Below are 15,146 nucleotides of genomic sequence, written 5' to 3'. Positions count from 1 at the left end.
TGCTTACGCCATGTTGCTGATGATCGATAACTACGACTCTTTTACCTACAACGTTGTGCAGTACCTCGGCGAGCTGGGCTCCGAGGTCAAGGTCGTGCGCAACGACGAACTGACCATCGCCGAAATCGAAGCCCTCAAGCCTGAGCGCATCGTGGTTTCACCCGGCCCGTGCACGCCGACCGAAGCGGGCATTTCCATCGACGCCATCAAGTATTTCGCTGGCAAGCTGCCGATCCTGGGTGTTTGTTTGGGGCATCAGTCGATCGGCCAGGCGTTCGGCGGTGACGTGGTGCGCGCCCGACAAGTCATGCACGGTAAGACCAGCCCGGTATTCCACGAGGACAAGGGCGTGTTCGAGGGGCTGAATCATCCGCTTACCGTAACCCGCTACCACTCCCTGATCGTCAAGCGCGAAACTCTGCCGGACTGCCTGGAACTGACGGCCTGGACCCAGCTTGAAGACGGCTCGGTCGATGAAATCATGGGGCTGCGCCACAAGACATTGAATATCGAGGGTGTGCAATTCCATCCCGAGTCTATTCTCACCGAGCAGGGCCACGAACTGTTCGCCAACTTTCTCAAACAAACCGGCGGCACGCGCTAAGGACTTTTCATGGATATCAAGACAGCCCTGAGCCGTATCGTCGGCCATCTCGACCTGAGCACCGACGAGATGCGCGACGTGATGCGCGAAATCATGACTGGCCAATGCACGGATGCGCAGATCGGCGCGTTCATGATGGCCATGCGCATGAAGAGTGAGAGCATCGATGAAATCGTCGGTGCGGTTTCGGCGATGCGTGAGCTGGCGGACAAGGTCGAACTCAAGACGCTGGACGGTGTGGTGGATGTGGTCGGTACCGGCGGTGACGGCGCCAATATCTTTAACGTTTCCACGGCTTCGTCGTTTGTCGTCGCGGCGGCCGGTTGCACCGTTGCCAAACACGGCAATCGGGCAGTTTCCGGCAAGAGCGGCAGTGCCGATCTGCTGGAGGCGGCCGGCATTTACCTGAACCTGACGCCGATCCAGGTGGCACGCTGCATCGATAACGTCGGCATCGGTTTCATGTTTGCCCAGACCCACCATAGCGCCATGAAACACGCCGCCGCGCCGCGCCGCGAGCTGGGGCTGCGTACGCTGTTCAACATGCTCGGCCCGCTTACGAATCCGGCCGGCGTGAAACATCAGGTAGTCGGTGTGTTCAGCCAGGCGTTGTGCCGGCCATTGGCTGAAGTCCTGCAACGCCTGGGCAGCAAGCACGTGCTGGTGGTCCATTCAAAGGATGGGCTGGATGAGTTCAGCCTGGCGGCGCCTACATTCGTGGCCGAACTAAAAAATGATCAGATCAGCGAGTACTGGGTCGAACCTGAAGACCTCGGCATGAAGAGCCAGAGTTTGCACGGGTTGGCGGTCGACAGCCCGGCCCAATCGCTGGAACTGATTCGCGATGCCCTGGGGCGTCGCAAAACCGAGAATGGCCAGAAAGCCGCTGAGATGATCGTGCTCAATGCCGGCGCTGCGTTGTACGCCGCTGACCACGCCAGCAGTCTCAAGCAAGGCGTGGAACTGGCCCATGATGCGCTGCACACTGGCCTGGCCAGGGAAAAGCTCGAAGAGCTGGGTGCATTTACCGCCGTATTCAAAGTGGAGAATGAAGGATGAGCGTGCCAACGGTTCTGGAAAAAATTCTGGCTCGCAAGGCCCAGGAAGTGGCCGAGCGCAGCGCTCGGGTCAGTCTGGCCGAGCTGGAAAACCTGGCGCGTTCAGCGGATGCGCCGCGCGGCTTTGCCCAGGCTTTGATCGATCAGGCCAAGAAAAAACAGCCGGCGGTGATTGCCGAAATCAAGAAGGCATCCCCCAGCAAGGGCGTGATTCGTGAGCACTTCGTCCCGGACGAGATCGCGCGAAGCTACGAGAAGGGCGGTGCTACCTGCCTCTCGGTGCTGACCGACGTCGACTTTTTTCAAGGGGCCGACGACTACCTGAAGCAGGCGCGGGCGGCGTGCAAGTTGCCGGTGATCCGCAAGGATTTCATGATCGATCCGTACCAGATCGTCGAGGCGCGTGCGTTGGGTGCCGACTGCGTGCTGTTGATCGTTTCCGCCTTGGACGACGTGAAAATGGCCGAGCTGGCGGCCGTTGCCAAAAGCGTCGGGCTGGATGTCCTGGTGGAAGTCCACGACGGTGACGAGTTGGAACGAGCCCTGAAAACCCTCGATACCAAACTGGTCGGCGTGAACAATCGTAACCTGCACACTTTCGAAGTGAGCCTGGAAACCACCCTGGACCTGTTGCCGCGCATTCCGCGCGATCGCCTGGTCATCACCGAAAGCGGCATCCTCAACCGGGCCGATGTCGAGCTGATGGAAGTCAGCGATGTGTACTCGTTCCTGGTGGGCGAAGCGTTCATGCGCGCCGAGAACCCGGGTACGGAGTTGCAACGACTGTTCTTTCCTGAACGTGGCCTGCCGGTGAGCGGCTCGACGCTGGACTGATCCATGTCGCCTGTGATTTCCCTGACCGTCGAAGCTGGCCTGCAAGCCGAACAGGATCTGTTGGCCAGCATCTGCGCGGGCGACGCTGAGTTCGGCCTGCTGTTCTGGCAGCCCAAAGACCGTGCGCTGGTCATGCCGCGCCGTTTGAGTCGCCTACCGGGCTTTGAACACGCCTGTGAAGTATCGGCTGCCCATGGCTGGCCGGTCCTGCTGCGCGAAACCGGTGGCGAACCGGTGCCGCAATCGGCCGCCACCGTCAATATCGCCCTGGTCTACGCACCACCGCGCAGCGAAGGCGACCACGGACGTATCGAAACCGGGTATCGCCGGTTGTGCGATCCCATCTGCCAACTGTTGGATGAGCTGGGCGGAGTGGCTTCGCTGGGAGAGGTGGAGGGGGCTTTCTGTGACGGACGCTTCAACGTCAACCTCGACGGCCGGAAAATGGTGGGCACCGCTCAGCGCTGGCGCCAGAGCAAGGGTGGTCAACGTCCGGTGGGGCTGGTCCATGGTGCGCTTTTACTGGTGGGCGAGCGCGAGTCCATGGTCGCGGCAGTCAATCGCTTCAATGAGGCCTGTGGCCTGGAGCAGCGAGTGCGTGCCGAGAGTCATATTGCCCTGCGTGAAAAATTCCCGGCGCCTCATGCGTTGGAGCGACTCGAGGCGTTGTATCGGGAGCTGCTGACCAAGCTGCTGGGTGCTTAACGCGTTCCGAACACCACCATGGTCTTGCCTTTGACGCTGACCAGGTTGCGTTCTTCCAGGTCCTTGAGTACGCGACCGACCATTTCACGCGAACAACCGACAATCCGACCAATCTCTTGGCGCGTCACCTTGATCTGCATGCCGTCCGGGTGGGTCATGGCATCGGGTTGCTTGCACAGTTCCAACAGGCAGCGTGCTACACGTCCGGTGACGTCGAAAAATGCGAGATCGCCCACCTTGCGGGTGGTATTGCGCAGGCGCTGTGCGATTTGTCCGCTGAGGACGTAAAGAATGTCCGGGTCTTGCAGGGACAGTTCTCGGAATTTGGCGTAGCTGATCTCCGCCACTTCACATTCAATCTTGGTCCGTACCCAGGCACTGCGTTCCTGTTCCTTGCCCGCCTGTTCGAATAACCCCAGCTCGCCGAAAAAATCTCCGGAATTGAGGTAGGCGATGATCATTTCCCGACCGTCGTCATCTTCTATGAGGATAGTGACCGACCCCTTGATGATGAAAAACAGCGTCTCGGAACGATCTCCCGCACAAATGATGTTGTGTTTGGCTGGATGGCGGCGGCGCTGGCAATGCATCAAGAGTTTGTCGAGATTCTTGATCTTGAACGTGGGAGTAATGGCAACCATGGTTGTATCCCGAAAGACTGCGCAGTGATGGTTTGGTTTTTTTATAGACGCGAATGGCTATCGCTAAAGGCTGGCCATGCGCCATCGAGTTGGCGTATGGCCAGCTTAACAGAGGCGTCCTTAATTGATTTGAGAATTTACCTACATGCTGGTCGGTCAGGTCTCCTAAGACGGAGAGCGGTCATGCCGGAGCGCTGTGCTAAGCTGGCGACCCTTTTTTAACAGTGGAGTCTTGGCGATGAAGGCACGCATCCAATGGGCTGGCGAAGCCATGTTCCTCGGTGAGTCAGGCAGTGGTCATGTGGTCGTCATGGACGGCCCGCCAGAGGCCGGTGGGCGGAACCTGGGTGTTCGGCCGATGGAAATGCTCCTGCTGGGCGTGGGCGGTTGCAGCAACTTCGACGTGGTCAGCATTCTCAAAAAGTCTCGCCAGGCCGTCGAAAGCTGCGAAGCTTTCCTGGAGGCAGAGCGCGCCACTGAAGATCCCAAAGTGTTTACCAAGATCCACATGCACTTCGTGGTGAAGGGGCGCGCCCTGAAGGAAGCCCAGGTCAAGCGCGCCATCGAGCTGTCCGCCGAGAAATACTGCTCGGCTTCGATCATGCTTGGCGTCGCCGGGGTCGAAATCACCCACGATTATGAAATCATCGAGTTGGGTTGAGTCGAGAGTCGACTGGCCGTATTGATGTATTCGGACAGAAAAAAGGCGACTTCCCTTGGGGACGTCGCCTTTTTAATTTCCGTGGGAATGAGCTAGTCAGTCCTCAATTGCCGTCAAATCCGATAAGTGCTCTTGGTCATGACCTTGGCCAGCAGGCTCATGCCGAACTTCACCGGGGCCGGAAAACGGAAGCCACCGGCCTCAAGCGCACTCTCGGCATGGTGTTCCTCGTCCACGCGCATCTGTTCAAGGATCGCCCGGGATTTTTCATCCTCGGCCGGCAGTTGTTCGAGGTGTTCATTCAAATGCTTGCACACTTGATGCTCGGTCGCCGCAACGAAGCCGAGGCTGACTTTGTCGCTGATCAGCCCGGCAACGGCGCCGATCCCGAATGACATCCCATAGAACAGCGGATTCAGGACGCTGGTATGACTGCCCAGCTGGCGAATCCGTTGTTCACACCAGACCAGATGGTCGATTTCTTCCTCGGCGGCATGCTCCATTGCCTTACGCACTTGCGGTAGCTTCGCTGTCAGCGCCTGGCCCTGATACAGCGCCTGGGCACAGACTTCGCCGGTGTGGTTGATACGCATCAGTCCGGCGACGTGGCGGGTTTGCTCGTCACTCAGTTGCGCGTCTGGTTGCACGATAGCCGGTGATGGGCGGTACGGCTGGCCACTGAAGGGCAGCAGCGTGCGCATCGCGGTATCCGCTTGCAGCAACAGGCGGTCAATCGGCGAGTAGTGACGTTGGGTAGTCATGCTTACCTCCGGGAAAAATCACAGCGGCCAGTTTAACCCAATCGACCGCCGAAGATTTGCGTTGGGTCAGGGGTATCAGCCCGGCGGCCAGTTCATCTGGCGCTGCCCCAGCACATGCATATGAATGTGATAGACCGTTTGCCCACCCAGTTCATTGCAATTCATCACCACGCGAAAACCTTCTGCACAGCCCAATTCCAGTGCCAGGCGCTGGGCAGTGAACAAGATGTGTCCAGCCAGGCCTTTGTCTTCTTCGGCCAGGTCATTGAGGGTGCGGATCGGTTTTTTCGGTATGACCAAGAAATGTACAGGCGCCTGCGGGGCGATGTCGTGGAAGGCCAATACCTGGTCATCCTCGTAAATGATCTTCGCCGGGATTTCCCGGTTGATGATCTTGGTAAACAGAGTATCCACAGCTGTTTTCTCCGTTGGGTTCGTCGAGGTCGGGTGTCTTGAAGGCTCCGGTTGAGGCGCCTGGTTATTCAACTTGAAGGGATCAGCGCGGGCAATAAGCCTTGTTGATCATGCCGGCGATGGTTCGTACCAGCCATCGCGACCCCAGTCGCGGCAGTGCGGCCAGCCAGCGGTTGCGGCGTCCGGGAATGATGATGGCGCGGTTGCGGTCCAGCGCGCGCACGGCGTACAGGGCCACCTCTTCCGGGCTCATCAGCAACTTGCTGTCGATGAGTTTCTGTTCGTCCATCTGCGCCCTGGAAAAGAAGCCGGTCCGGGTCGGGCCAGGGCAAAGCACCGAGACCTTGATCGAGCATTTCTTCAGCTCGACCCGCAGGGCTTCGGAGAAGTGCAGCACATAGGCCTTGCTGGCGTAATAGGTACTCATCCAGGGGCCGGGCTGGAACGCGGCAATCGAGGCGACGTTGAGGATCTGGCCGCCGCCAAGCAGGGCCATGCTGTTACCGATGGCGTGACAAAGCCGTGTCAGGGCGAGGATGTTGACTTCGATCAGATCCTGCTCGGTCATCCAGTCCTGGCCCAGGAACGGCCCGCTGGTGCCGATGCCTGCACAATTGACCAGCAGGTCGATCTGCCGCTCACCTTCCTCCAGTTCCAGGAGAAAGCCTGAAAGCCTCAGCGGTTCGCCCAGGTCGCAAGCCCGGAACAACACCTCCACGCCAAACCGCTGAGTCAGTTCGATTGCAATACTTTCCAGCCGATCACGTTGTCGAGCCACCAGTATCAAGTTGCGGCCGCGCCGGGCCAGCGCTTCGGCCATGGCCAGGCCAATGCCGCTGGAAGCGCCAGTGATCAGTGCGTAACGGGTCATGCAGTTCTCCATCAACAGCCCGCCGCCAGGCGACTGGGCTGTCACCGGCATGAAGCGCGCTTATTGTTCCTCTTCTTCTTCATAGTCTACAGAAGGCGAAGCGGGCTCGGCTGCCTCGACGGCGGGTTCTTCGGCGGTGTCGGTGCTGGACTCGCTGCTTTCATAGCTGCTCAGGGTACTGCTGTCGTAGTCCTCCTGGAGGGCTCCGAAGATGCCGGCAAAGGTAGCCATGAAAATCAGGACGATCATCACAAGCCAAAGCGACGCCAGCAATTTGACCGCCGTGGTATTGCGCGGTGGCGGCGGACCATACTGGTTTGCACCGGTATTGCCCGGGGCGATGATGAGGATGAACGGGAAGATGCTGCCCACGAATGGAACGAGGTTGACCAGCCACAACCACCCCGACCAGCCGAGATCATGCAGGCGCTGGACGTTGAACTGGATGCTCACGAAGGCAAAGGCTAGTACGACGGCTGCGCCGAGCAGGCCGCCGACGATGAGTCCCGCTATCGAGTCGGAAGCCAGCAGCCAGGCCGTGGCTAACCAGAAGCCCAGGCCGACCAGGGGCAGCAGGGCCAGGGTCAACACCATGGTCCAGGCCAGGTAGCGCAAACGGCCGATACGCCCATCGAAGCTGAACGGCTTGAGGGTGCTGTACTCGGCGAGTGTTTCACCCACTTCGGCCCGGGGAGGCGCATACGGCGAGACGGGGTCGACGATAGATTCCGGGTGGCGCCCACTCGGCTGTTGTGGCGACTCCTGCACTTCGCCGAGGCTCAGTTGGAGGGCAGGTTCAGCTTCGATTCGGGCATCGATTCCGCTCCTGTTGAGCGCTTCCAGGTATTGCTGCGCTTCGCTCTGGGACAGGTTGCTTTTAAGGGCTACCTTGCGACCAGTGAACAGCCGTTCAATGGCGCTGATGTCGCTTTTAAACAGGTCGGCGAGGTTGAGTTTGGCTGTGGTGGTATCGACGCCCGGCATCAGGCCTCCGTCGAATACAATGTTGAAACGGGTTTCGCTCATGCCCGGCATCCTTGTCTCTGAAAGTTAAATAACTGTTTTTATGGGGTTGCTTCAGCGGGGCCATTGCCCGCCAAGCTGCGCCGCCCGGGCATGTGCCTGACGGTATTCTTCATCCAGGCGTGCCACCAACTGATCGACGCTGGGCAAATCATCGATTTCACCCACGCCCTGGCCAGCGGACCATACGGTTTTCCAGGCCTTGGCTTCATCGTTCAGCGGTTTGAGTTTCGAGCCAAAATCCACCTCGCCCTTGTTCTGCAGAGCGGCCAGATCGAAACCGGCGCTCTCCAGGCTCTGGCGCATGAAACTGGCCGGCACTCCGGATACAGCGGGAGTATGCACGATGTCTGCGGCTCTGGATGTGAGCAACATCTCTTTATAAGCGTCAGGGGCGTGGCTTTCGCTCGTAGCGATAAAGCGCGTGCCGAAGTAGGCCAGATCGGCGCCGAGCAATTGTGCGGCCAAAATCTGATGGCCATGGTTCAGGCATCCTGCAAGCAGCACGGTTTTGTCGAAAAACTGCCGGATCTCGGCGACTAGTGAAAACGGGCTCCATGTTCCGGCATGCCCGCCTGCACCAGCGGCAACGGCGATCAAGCCATCGACACCGGCTTCGGCGGCTTTCTCGGCATGACGCCGGGTCGTCACGTCATGGAACACCAGTCCGCCATAAGCATGGACGGCATCCACCAACTCCTTCACCGCGCCCAGGCTGGTGATGACAATCGGCACCTTGTGTTCGATGCAGATGGCCAAGTCGGCTTGAAGCCGCGGGTTGCTGTGATGGACGATCAGGTTCACGGCGTAGGGTGCCGGATTCTCCAGGGTCGCCAGGCCTGCTTCGATTTCCTCGAGCCAGGCCTTGAAGCCACTGCTTTCGCGCTGGTTCAACGCCGGAAAACTTCCGACGATGCCGTTGCGGCAGCAGGCCAGCACCAGTTTCGGATTGGAAATCAGGAACATTGGCGCTGCCACGACGGGCAGGCGCAAGCGTTGTTCAAGCAGAGCGGGCAACGACATCGCAAGTACCCCGGATAATGGATGCTGATTGGAGATTAGAACGGTCGGACGACGACCAGAATTACGATAGCCAGCAATATCAGAACCGGCACTTCATTGAACCAGCGATAAAAGACATGGCTGCGGGTGTTTTCGCCACGGGCGAAGCGCTTTACCTGGGCGCCGCACATATGGTGGTAACCGATCAGCAGCACGACCAGGGTCAGCTTGGCGTGCATCCAGCCACCTTGGGTGAAGTAGGCGCCGGCGTTGAGGCTGAGCAGCCAGATGCCGAATACGAGCGTGGCAATCATCGCCGGGCCCATGATGCCGCGGTACAACTTGCGCTCCATGACGCTGAAACGTTCTTTGCTGACGCTGTCCTCGCTTTGGGCGTGATAGACAAACAGGCGAGGCAGGTAGAACAGGCCGGCGAACCAGCAGACCATGCTGACGATATGAAGTGCTTTGAGCCACAGATAGAGCATTTTTAGTTATTCCCAGGATTCACGGTAGCCCGATAGTAGAGGTTAGAGCGTCCGCACGTCACCTTGGCGGTTGTCGCCGGGCCCTGCGGCCCCTATCATCGACGGCTTTCCAGTGGGTTCGTTGAGGGCAGGTTTATGGTCAAGGTCGGTATCGTCGGCGGCACGGGGTACACCGGTGTCGAACTGCTGCGTCTGTTGGCACAGCATCCGCAAGCTGAGGTGGTGGTCATCACTTCCCGATCCGAGGCCGGCCTGGCCGTTGCCGACATGTACCCGAACCTGCGAGGTCATTACGACGGCCTGGCGTTCAGTGTTCCGGACATCAAGACCCTTGGCGCCTGCGATGTGGTGTTCTTCGCCACACCTCACGGTGTCGCCCACGCCCTGGCGGGTGAACTGCTGGCTGCCGGGACCAAGGTCATTGACCTGTCGGCGGACTTCCGCCTGCAGGACGCCGATGAATGGGCCAAGTGGTACGGTCAACCTCACGGCGCGCCGGATCTGCTCGACGAGGCGGTCTATGGATTGCCGGAAGTCAATCGCGAGAAAATCAAGCAGGCCCGACTGATCGCGGTACCGGGTTGCTATCCGACGGCGACGCAGCTGGGGTTCCTGCCGCTACTCGAGGCCGGTCTTGCCGATGCTTCGCGTCTGATTGCCGACTGCAAGTCCGGTGTCAGTGGGGCCGGGCGTGGCGCCAGTGTCGGCTCGCTGTACGCCGAAACGGCGGAAAGCATGAAAGCGTACGCGGTCAAGGGGCACCGCCACCTGCCGGAAATTCGCCAGGGATTGCGCCGGGCCGCGGGCAAGGAGGTCGGCCTGACCTTCGTGCCGCACCTGACGCCGATGATTCGTGGCATCCACTCCACTCTTTATGCAACCGTCGTCGATCGTTCGGTGGACCTGCAGGCGTTGTTTGAAAAGCGTTATGCCAACGAACCGTTCGTCGACGTAATGCCAGCCGGCAGCCACCCGGAAACCCGCAGCGTGCGCGGTGCGAACGTTTGCCGGATCGCCGTGCATCGTCCGCAGGACGGTGATCTGGTGGTGGTGTTGTCGGTCATCGATAACCTGGTCAAGGGCGCGTCCGGCCAGGCCGTGCAGAACCTGAACATCCTGTTCGGGCTGGATGAGCGCTTGGGGCTCTCCCATGCGGGGATGTTGCCATAACGGCAGCCACACGCTTCAAGTCGGCAGCTACAAGCTTGGGGCTTGTAGTTCGCCGCTGCTCTTGTAAATAGTTGACCGATTTTCTAGGAGAAGCGGATAATGCCCGCCATCACGCATTATGGCGGCGTAAGCGCCGGGAGATATTCAGCATGAGCGTCGAAACCTTCACCCCCACGGCTTTGCAATTCACCCACGGTGCCGCGCACAAGGTGAAGAGCCTGGTCGATGAAGAGGGCAATGATCGTTTGAAGCTGCGCGTGTTTGTAACGGGCGGCGGTTGTTCCGGTTTTCAGTACGGCTTCACTTTTGATGAAGAAGTGGCCGAAGACGACACCATCGTTGAACGCGAAGGGGTCAGCCTGGTGGTCGATCCGATGAGCTTCCAGTACCTGGCAGGTGCCGAGGTGGATTATCAGGAAGGCCTGGAAGGCTCGCGGTTCGTGATCAAGAACCCAAACGCGACCACGACCTGTGGGTGCGGTTCTTCGTTCTCGATCTGAGTGCTTCAATAAAAAAGCCGCAGAGCCTTAGGGCCCTGCGGCTTTTTTCTGTCCGTAATTACTGGATTCAGGCTGGGTAGATGGCGCCGAGTACGCGCAGGCCGCGGGCGCCGGTGACACTTGGACGGTTACCTGGAATACCTTCAAGGCAACAATGGGCAAGCCAGGCGAAAGCCATGGCTTCAACCCAATCCGGGTCTACGCCGTACACCGCCGTGCTGCTGACTTTGGCGTCCGGCAGCAAATCGGCCAGGCGCTTCATGAGCGTCTGGTTATGTGCACCGCCGCCGCAGACCAGCAACTCTTGAGTATTGGACTGGGCATGTTGGAGTGATTCGACGATGGTCAGGGCTGTCAGTTCGAGCAACGTTGCCTGCACGTCTTCCGGGGTGAAGGCTGGCAACTGCGATAAATGCTGGCTCAGCCAAGGCAGGTTGAATACCTCTCGCCCGGTACTTTTCGGACCCTTCGTGACAAAGAAGGGATCGCTGAGCAGCGTCTTGAGCAGAACTGGCTCGACTTTCCCGCTGGCAGCCCATTGACCGTCACGATCGAAATGGTCGCCTCGTTGTTGATGTATCCAGGCATCGAGCAATACGTTGCCTGGACCACAGTCGAAACCAGCGACGGGTTTTGCCGGCTCGATCAGGCTGAGATTGCTGAAACCGCCGACATTCAGTACGGCACGTTTACCGGCTCGTTCTTCGAACAGTGCTTCGTGAAATGCCGGAACCAGCGGGGCGCCTTGTCCACCGGCGGCGACGTCACGGCTGCGGAAATCGCTGACGACGGTGATGCCGGTCAACTCACTCAACAAGGCCGGATTGCCAATCTGTACGGTAAACCCGCGGGCTGGTTCATGGCGGATGGTCTGGCCGTGGCTGCCGACCGCCGTGATGTCTTCAGGCTTGAGTTTCTGTTCGTTGAGCAGGGTATGGATACCCTGTGCGGCCAGCTTTACCCAGCTTTGCTGGGCAATGGCGGAGCGGGCGATCTCATCGGGCCCACTGCTGCACAATCCGAGCAATTCGGTACGCAGGATGGCGGGCATCGGAATGTAGTGCGTGGCGATCAATTTGATCGCCGGGGTCAGTTCGATCAGTGCGATATCCAGGCCATCCAGGCTGGTCCCGGACATCACACCGATATAGAGCGCCATGCTTAACGCTTGCTCGAGGCCAGCATGGTGGCTTTCTCTTGATCCATGCGAGCCATCAAGGGTTGGCTTTGAGCCAGGAAGCGCGCGCGTTCGCCCTTGGCGATCGGATCGGCCATCGGCAGTTTCTGGCCAAGCGGATCGACGTGGACGCCGTTGACCTGGAATTCATAGTGCAAGTGCGGGCCGGTGGACAGGCCGGTAGTGCCGATGTATCCGATCACCTGGCCTTGCTTGACGGTGCCGCCAGTCTTCACGCCCTTGGCGAAGCCTTGCATGTGGCCGTACAGCGTGCGGTAGGTATTGCCGTGCTGGATGATCACGGTGTTGCCGTAACCGCCGCGACGTCCGGCCAGCAATACCTTGCCGTCGCCGGCAGACTTGATTGGCGTGCCACGGGGAGCTGCGTAGTCGACACCTTTATGGGCGCGGATCTTGTTCAGGATTGGATGCTTGCGGCCGGCGGAGAACTTCGAGCTGATGCGGGCGAAATCAACCGGTGTACGGATGAAGGCCTTGCGCATGCTGTTGCCGTCGGCGGTGTAGTAGCTGCTGTTGCCTTGCTTGTTGGTGTAGCGCACGGCGGTGTATGTCTTGCCGCGGTTGGTGAAGCGCGCGGAGAGAATCGGGCCGTTGCCGACGCTTTTTCCATTGACCACTTTCTGCTCATAGATGATGTCGAATTCGTCACCCTGGCGAATGTCCTGGGCGAAGTCGATGTCGTAGCCAAATACACTGGCCATGTCCATGGTCAGGCTGTGGGAAAGGCCTGCGCGTGCAGCCGACTGGGACAATGAACTGTTGATGACGCCATGAACGTAGGCCGAGCGGACGGTAGGCTTGGTGATGACGCGATTGAATACATAACCCTTGTCGTTTTTGGTCAGGGTGATGCTTTCCAGGTCGCTCAGCTTGGTGTGCAGGTTGGTCAGCTGGCCCTCTGGATCGAGTTCGAATTCGAGTTTCTGGCCGCGCTGCAGTTGAGTGAACTGCTTGGCTTGCTTGTCGCTGGCCACGATTTCATGGACCGAAGTCGAGGGCAGGCCAACCTTTTCGAAGAGGGTGGAAAGTGTGTCGCCCTTGGCAACAATCACTTCGCGATGGTCTGGTCCCTTCTTTTCTTCTGCTACAGGCGCTTCTACCTGAGCGGCTGCCTCGGTGGTGTCTTGCGGGCTGTTTTCAATCTGCGCAAAAGGAGAGGCGGCCGGTTCGTTTGTGGCTTGAACGGTTTCGGCGGCGTCTTGTTCTTGTGTCAGTTGTTCAGCAGGGCTTTCCAGTTCAAGACTCAGGGTCGTCTTTTTGGCTTCAACATCGCTGGAGGGAAACACCAGCAGCGCCAGGCTAAGGAGGGCTGCGATGCCACTTGCGGCAAGCAGGTGGGTCTTCGGGTAAAGCGGCGGCGCTTTAGACGGTTCTGTGGTCATAGGTAATTTTGACTTTTGAAAAGATGAATTGGAAAAGATGACTGACATGATGAAGATGAAATAACTGTATAAAATATAACCAAAACCCCTGCGAAGCAAGCCCGCGAACGCTCTGTTCTGTGGATTGGCGTCCGCGCGCCGGGCAAACCTTGTATTTGGTGCGCGATCTTGTATGGTTGGGGCCCTTTGAATCTGAGCCTTACGGGTCTGTTATGAAGTCGGTTGAAGAGCAGCTAGCGCTGATCAAACGTGGTGCGGAAGAACTGTTGGTCGAGTCCGAGCTGATCGAAAAGCTCAAGCGCGGGCAGCCGCTGCGTATCAAGGCAGGTTTCGATCCGACGGCACCCGATCTGCACCTGGGCCATACCGTGCTTATTAATAAGCTGCGCCAGTTCCAGGACCTGGGGCACCAGGTCATCTTCCTTATAGGTGACTTCACCGGGATGATCGGTGATCCAAGCGGCAAGAGTGCTACGCGCCCACCGCTGACTCGTGAGCAGGTTCTCGATAACGCCGAGACCTACAAGACTCAGGTTTTCAAGATTCTTGATCCGGCCAGGACCGAAGTGGCTTTCAACTCCACTTGGATGGATCTGATGGGGCCGGCGGATTTCATTCGTCTGACGTCCCAATACACCGTGGCTCGCATGCTTGAGCGCGATGATTTCGACAAGCGCTATAAATCCAATCAGCCAATCGCCATTCATGAGTTCCTCTATCCGCTTGTGCAGGGCTATGACTCGGTCGCGTTGCGCGCGGACGTTGAACTTGGCGGTACCGACCAGAAGTTCAACCTGTTGATGGGGCGTGAGCTGCAGCGTGGTTACGGTCAGGAGGCACAGTGCATCCTGACCATGCCGTTGCTGGAAGGTCTGGATGGTGTGAAGAAGATGTCCAAGTCGCTGGGCAACTACGTGGGTATCCAGGAAGCGCCGGGCGTCATGTACAGCAAGCTGGTCTCCATTCCTGATGTGCTGATGTGGCGCTACTTCGAGCTGTTGAGTTTCCGGTCCATGGATGAGATCGATGCGTTCCGTGCCGATGTCGAGGCTGGCGCCAATCCGCGTGACATCAAGATCAAGCTGGCCGAAGAGATCGTTGCGCGTTTCCATGGTGAGGAGGCTGCGGCCAATGCTCATCGCGCGGCGGGTAATCGCATGAAGGATGGCGAGCTGCCGGACGATCTGCCGGAGATCGAGTTGACTGCTGCCGAGGATATGCCGATTGCGGCAGTCCTTAATAAAGCAGGCCTGGTCAAGAACGCAGCGGTGGCGCGAGACCTTTTGGGTTCGGGTGGTGTGCGTATCGATGGTGAGGTTGTGGATCGCACCTATATATATGAGCTGGGTTCTACTCATGTCTGTCAGGCCGGCAAGAAGGCTTTTGCGCGTATTACGCTGAAATCTGAATAAAGCTGAAAATAGGTGTTGACGGCAGATTCTGGAAGTCTATAATTCGCCCCACTTCCGGCGCAGTCGAAACGGAAAACTCCTTGAGATTCAATGAGTTAAGTAAGTTTCGAAGGTGTTGGGCTTCAGGTCATCGAAGCCCGGAAGGAGCAGATAGAGCGGTGTTGTTTGGCTCTATCGGCGATTCGATCTTCTCGGTCGAAAGCGGTGAAAAAGAGGTGTTGACAGCAGCGAGTAACGCTGTAGAATTCGCCTCCCGCTAACGAGAGATCGGAAGCGCAAGTGGTTGAAGTTGTTGATGTTTCCGAAGCGAAACTTTGAAAACTTCTTAAAATAACCGCTTGACAGATACACGGGGCGCTGTAGAATGCGCGCCTCGGTTGAGATGAAAGACTCAACCAACCGCTCTTTAACAACTGAATCAA

General features: G+C 58.5%; 17 protein-coding genes. 8 read left to right on the top strand and 9 right to left on the bottom strand.

The genetic code is table 11. From position 1 onward, the window contains the following. The first annotated feature begins 10 nt into the window (after positions 1–10). Genes CFII68_RS13640 through CFII68_RS13655 form a run of 4 tightly spaced genes read left to right on the top strand, consistent with a single transcriptional unit; the run spans position 11 to position 3,201 of the window. Complete coding sequence (locus CFII68_RS13640) at positions 11–604, top strand: aminodeoxychorismate/anthranilate synthase component II (protein WP_018607190.1); 594 nt, start codon at positions 11–13, stop codon at positions 602–604. 9 nt (positions 605–613) lie between these two features. Then, positions 614–1,663, top strand: a complete 1,050-nt coding sequence (gene trpD, locus CFII68_RS13645) for an anthranilate phosphoribosyltransferase (RefSeq protein WP_018607187.1) — start codon at positions 614–616, stop codon at positions 1,661–1,663. Further along, positions 1,660–2,496, top strand: coding sequence for an indole-3-glycerol phosphate synthase TrpC (gene trpC / locus CFII68_RS13650; RefSeq protein ID WP_018607185.1), 837 nt, complete (start codon positions 1,660–1,662; stop codon positions 2,494–2,496). Before trpD ends, trpC begins: the two co-directional genes overlap by 4 nt. A gap of 3 nt (positions 2,497–2,499) precedes the next feature. Then, on the top strand, positions 2,500–3,201 hold the full coding sequence (locus CFII68_RS13655; protein WP_018607182.1) for a lipoate--protein ligase family protein: 702 nt from the start codon (positions 2,500–2,502) through the stop codon (positions 3,199–3,201). Here the strand turns inward: CFII68_RS13655 and crp are convergent. Beyond that, the gene (crp, locus tag CFII68_RS13660; protein WP_018607181.1) at positions 3,198–3,842 is read right to left on the bottom strand and encodes a cAMP-activated global transcriptional regulator CRP; all 645 of its coding nucleotides are present in this window, start codon (positions 3,840–3,842) and stop codon (positions 3,198–3,200) included. The genes CFII68_RS13655 and crp overlap by 4 nt on opposite strands. Before the next feature lie 238 nt (positions 3,843–4,080). Here crp and CFII68_RS13665 point away from each other — a divergent pair, with 238 nt between their 5' ends. Beyond that, a complete protein-coding gene (locus CFII68_RS13665) occupies positions 4,081–4,503 on the top strand; it encodes an OsmC family protein (protein ID WP_018607179.1) in 423 nt (140 codons plus the stop codon). A gap of 113 nt (positions 4,504–4,616) precedes the next feature. Here CFII68_RS13665 and coq7 read toward each other — a convergent pair whose 3' ends face one another. The 6 genes from coq7 to hemJ all read right to left on the bottom strand — a co-directional run bounded on the left by coq7 (position 4,617) and on the right by hemJ (position 9,062). Next, positions 4,617–5,264 (bottom strand): 2-polyprenyl-3-methyl-6-methoxy-1,4-benzoquinone monooxygenase, encoded by a 648-nt coding sequence (gene coq7, locus CFII68_RS13670; protein ID WP_018607177.1) that lies wholly within the window; start codon positions 5,262–5,264, stop codon positions 4,617–4,619. Positions 5,265–5,339: 75 nt separating this feature from the next. Continuing rightward, positions 5,340–5,678 carry a histidine triad nucleotide-binding protein gene (locus CFII68_RS13675; RefSeq protein ID WP_018607175.1) on the bottom strand — a complete coding sequence of 113 codons (339 nt, stop codon included), beginning with the start codon at positions 5,676–5,678 and terminating at the stop codon, positions 5,340–5,342. A gap of 82 nt (positions 5,679–5,760) precedes the next feature. Continuing rightward, on the bottom strand, positions 5,761–6,549 hold the full coding sequence (locus tag CFII68_RS13680) for an SDR family oxidoreductase (protein WP_018607174.1): 789 nt from the start codon (positions 6,547–6,549) through the stop codon (positions 5,761–5,763). Between the two features lie 60 nt (positions 6,550–6,609). Continuing rightward, positions 6,610–7,575, bottom strand: a complete 966-nt coding sequence (locus tag CFII68_RS13685; RefSeq protein WP_018607171.1) for a DUF805 domain-containing protein — start codon at positions 7,573–7,575, stop codon at positions 6,610–6,612. A gap of 51 nt (positions 7,576–7,626) precedes the next feature. After that, a complete protein-coding gene (locus tag CFII68_RS13690) occupies positions 7,627–8,595 on the bottom strand; it encodes a nitronate monooxygenase family protein (protein ID WP_018607169.1) in 969 nt (322 codons plus the stop codon). Positions 8,596–8,630: 35 nt separating this feature from the next. Continuing rightward, on the bottom strand, positions 8,631–9,062 hold the full coding sequence (hemJ, locus tag CFII68_RS13695) for a protoporphyrinogen oxidase HemJ (RefSeq protein WP_003206117.1): 432 nt from the start codon (positions 9,060–9,062) through the stop codon (positions 8,631–8,633). A 135-nt stretch (positions 9,063–9,197) separates the two neighbouring features. Between hemJ and argC the strand changes: the two genes are divergently transcribed. After that, positions 9,198–10,232, top strand: a complete 1,035-nt coding sequence (argC, locus tag CFII68_RS13700; RefSeq protein WP_018607151.1) for an N-acetyl-gamma-glutamyl-phosphate reductase — start codon at positions 9,198–9,200, stop codon at positions 10,230–10,232. Between the two features lie 149 nt (positions 10,233–10,381). Then, positions 10,382–10,732 (top strand): iron-sulfur cluster insertion protein ErpA, encoded by a 351-nt coding sequence (gene erpA / locus CFII68_RS13705; protein WP_003177727.1) that lies wholly within the window; start codon positions 10,382–10,384, stop codon positions 10,730–10,732. Positions 10,733–10,799: 67 nt separating this feature from the next. Here erpA and CFII68_RS13710 read toward each other — a convergent pair whose 3' ends face one another. Further along, a complete protein-coding gene (locus CFII68_RS13710) occupies positions 10,800–11,891 on the bottom strand; it encodes an anhydro-N-acetylmuramic acid kinase (protein WP_018607146.1) in 1,092 nt (363 codons plus the stop codon). 2 nt (positions 11,892–11,893) lie between these two features. Continuing rightward, positions 11,894–13,312 carry a peptidoglycan DD-metalloendopeptidase family protein gene (locus CFII68_RS13715; RefSeq protein ID WP_018607144.1) on the bottom strand — a complete coding sequence of 473 codons (1,419 nt, stop codon included), beginning with the start codon at positions 13,310–13,312 and terminating at the stop codon, positions 11,894–11,896. Positions 13,313–13,524: 212 nt separating this feature from the next. Between CFII68_RS13715 and tyrS the strand changes: the two genes are divergently transcribed. Continuing rightward, positions 13,525–14,724 (top strand): tyrosine--tRNA ligase, encoded by a 1,200-nt coding sequence (tyrS, locus tag CFII68_RS13720; protein ID WP_018607142.1) that lies wholly within the window; start codon positions 13,525–13,527, stop codon positions 14,722–14,724. Positions 14,725–15,146 lie beyond the last annotated feature (422 nt).

This window comes from Pseudomonas sp. CFII68 (assembly GCF_000416195.1).
Classification (GTDB): domain Bacteria; phylum Pseudomonadota; class Gammaproteobacteria; order Pseudomonadales; family Pseudomonadaceae; genus Aquipseudomonas; species Aquipseudomonas kilonensis.
Note: the sequence above shows the minus strand (reverse complement) of the source record. Positions and strands in the feature narration are given on the sequence as shown.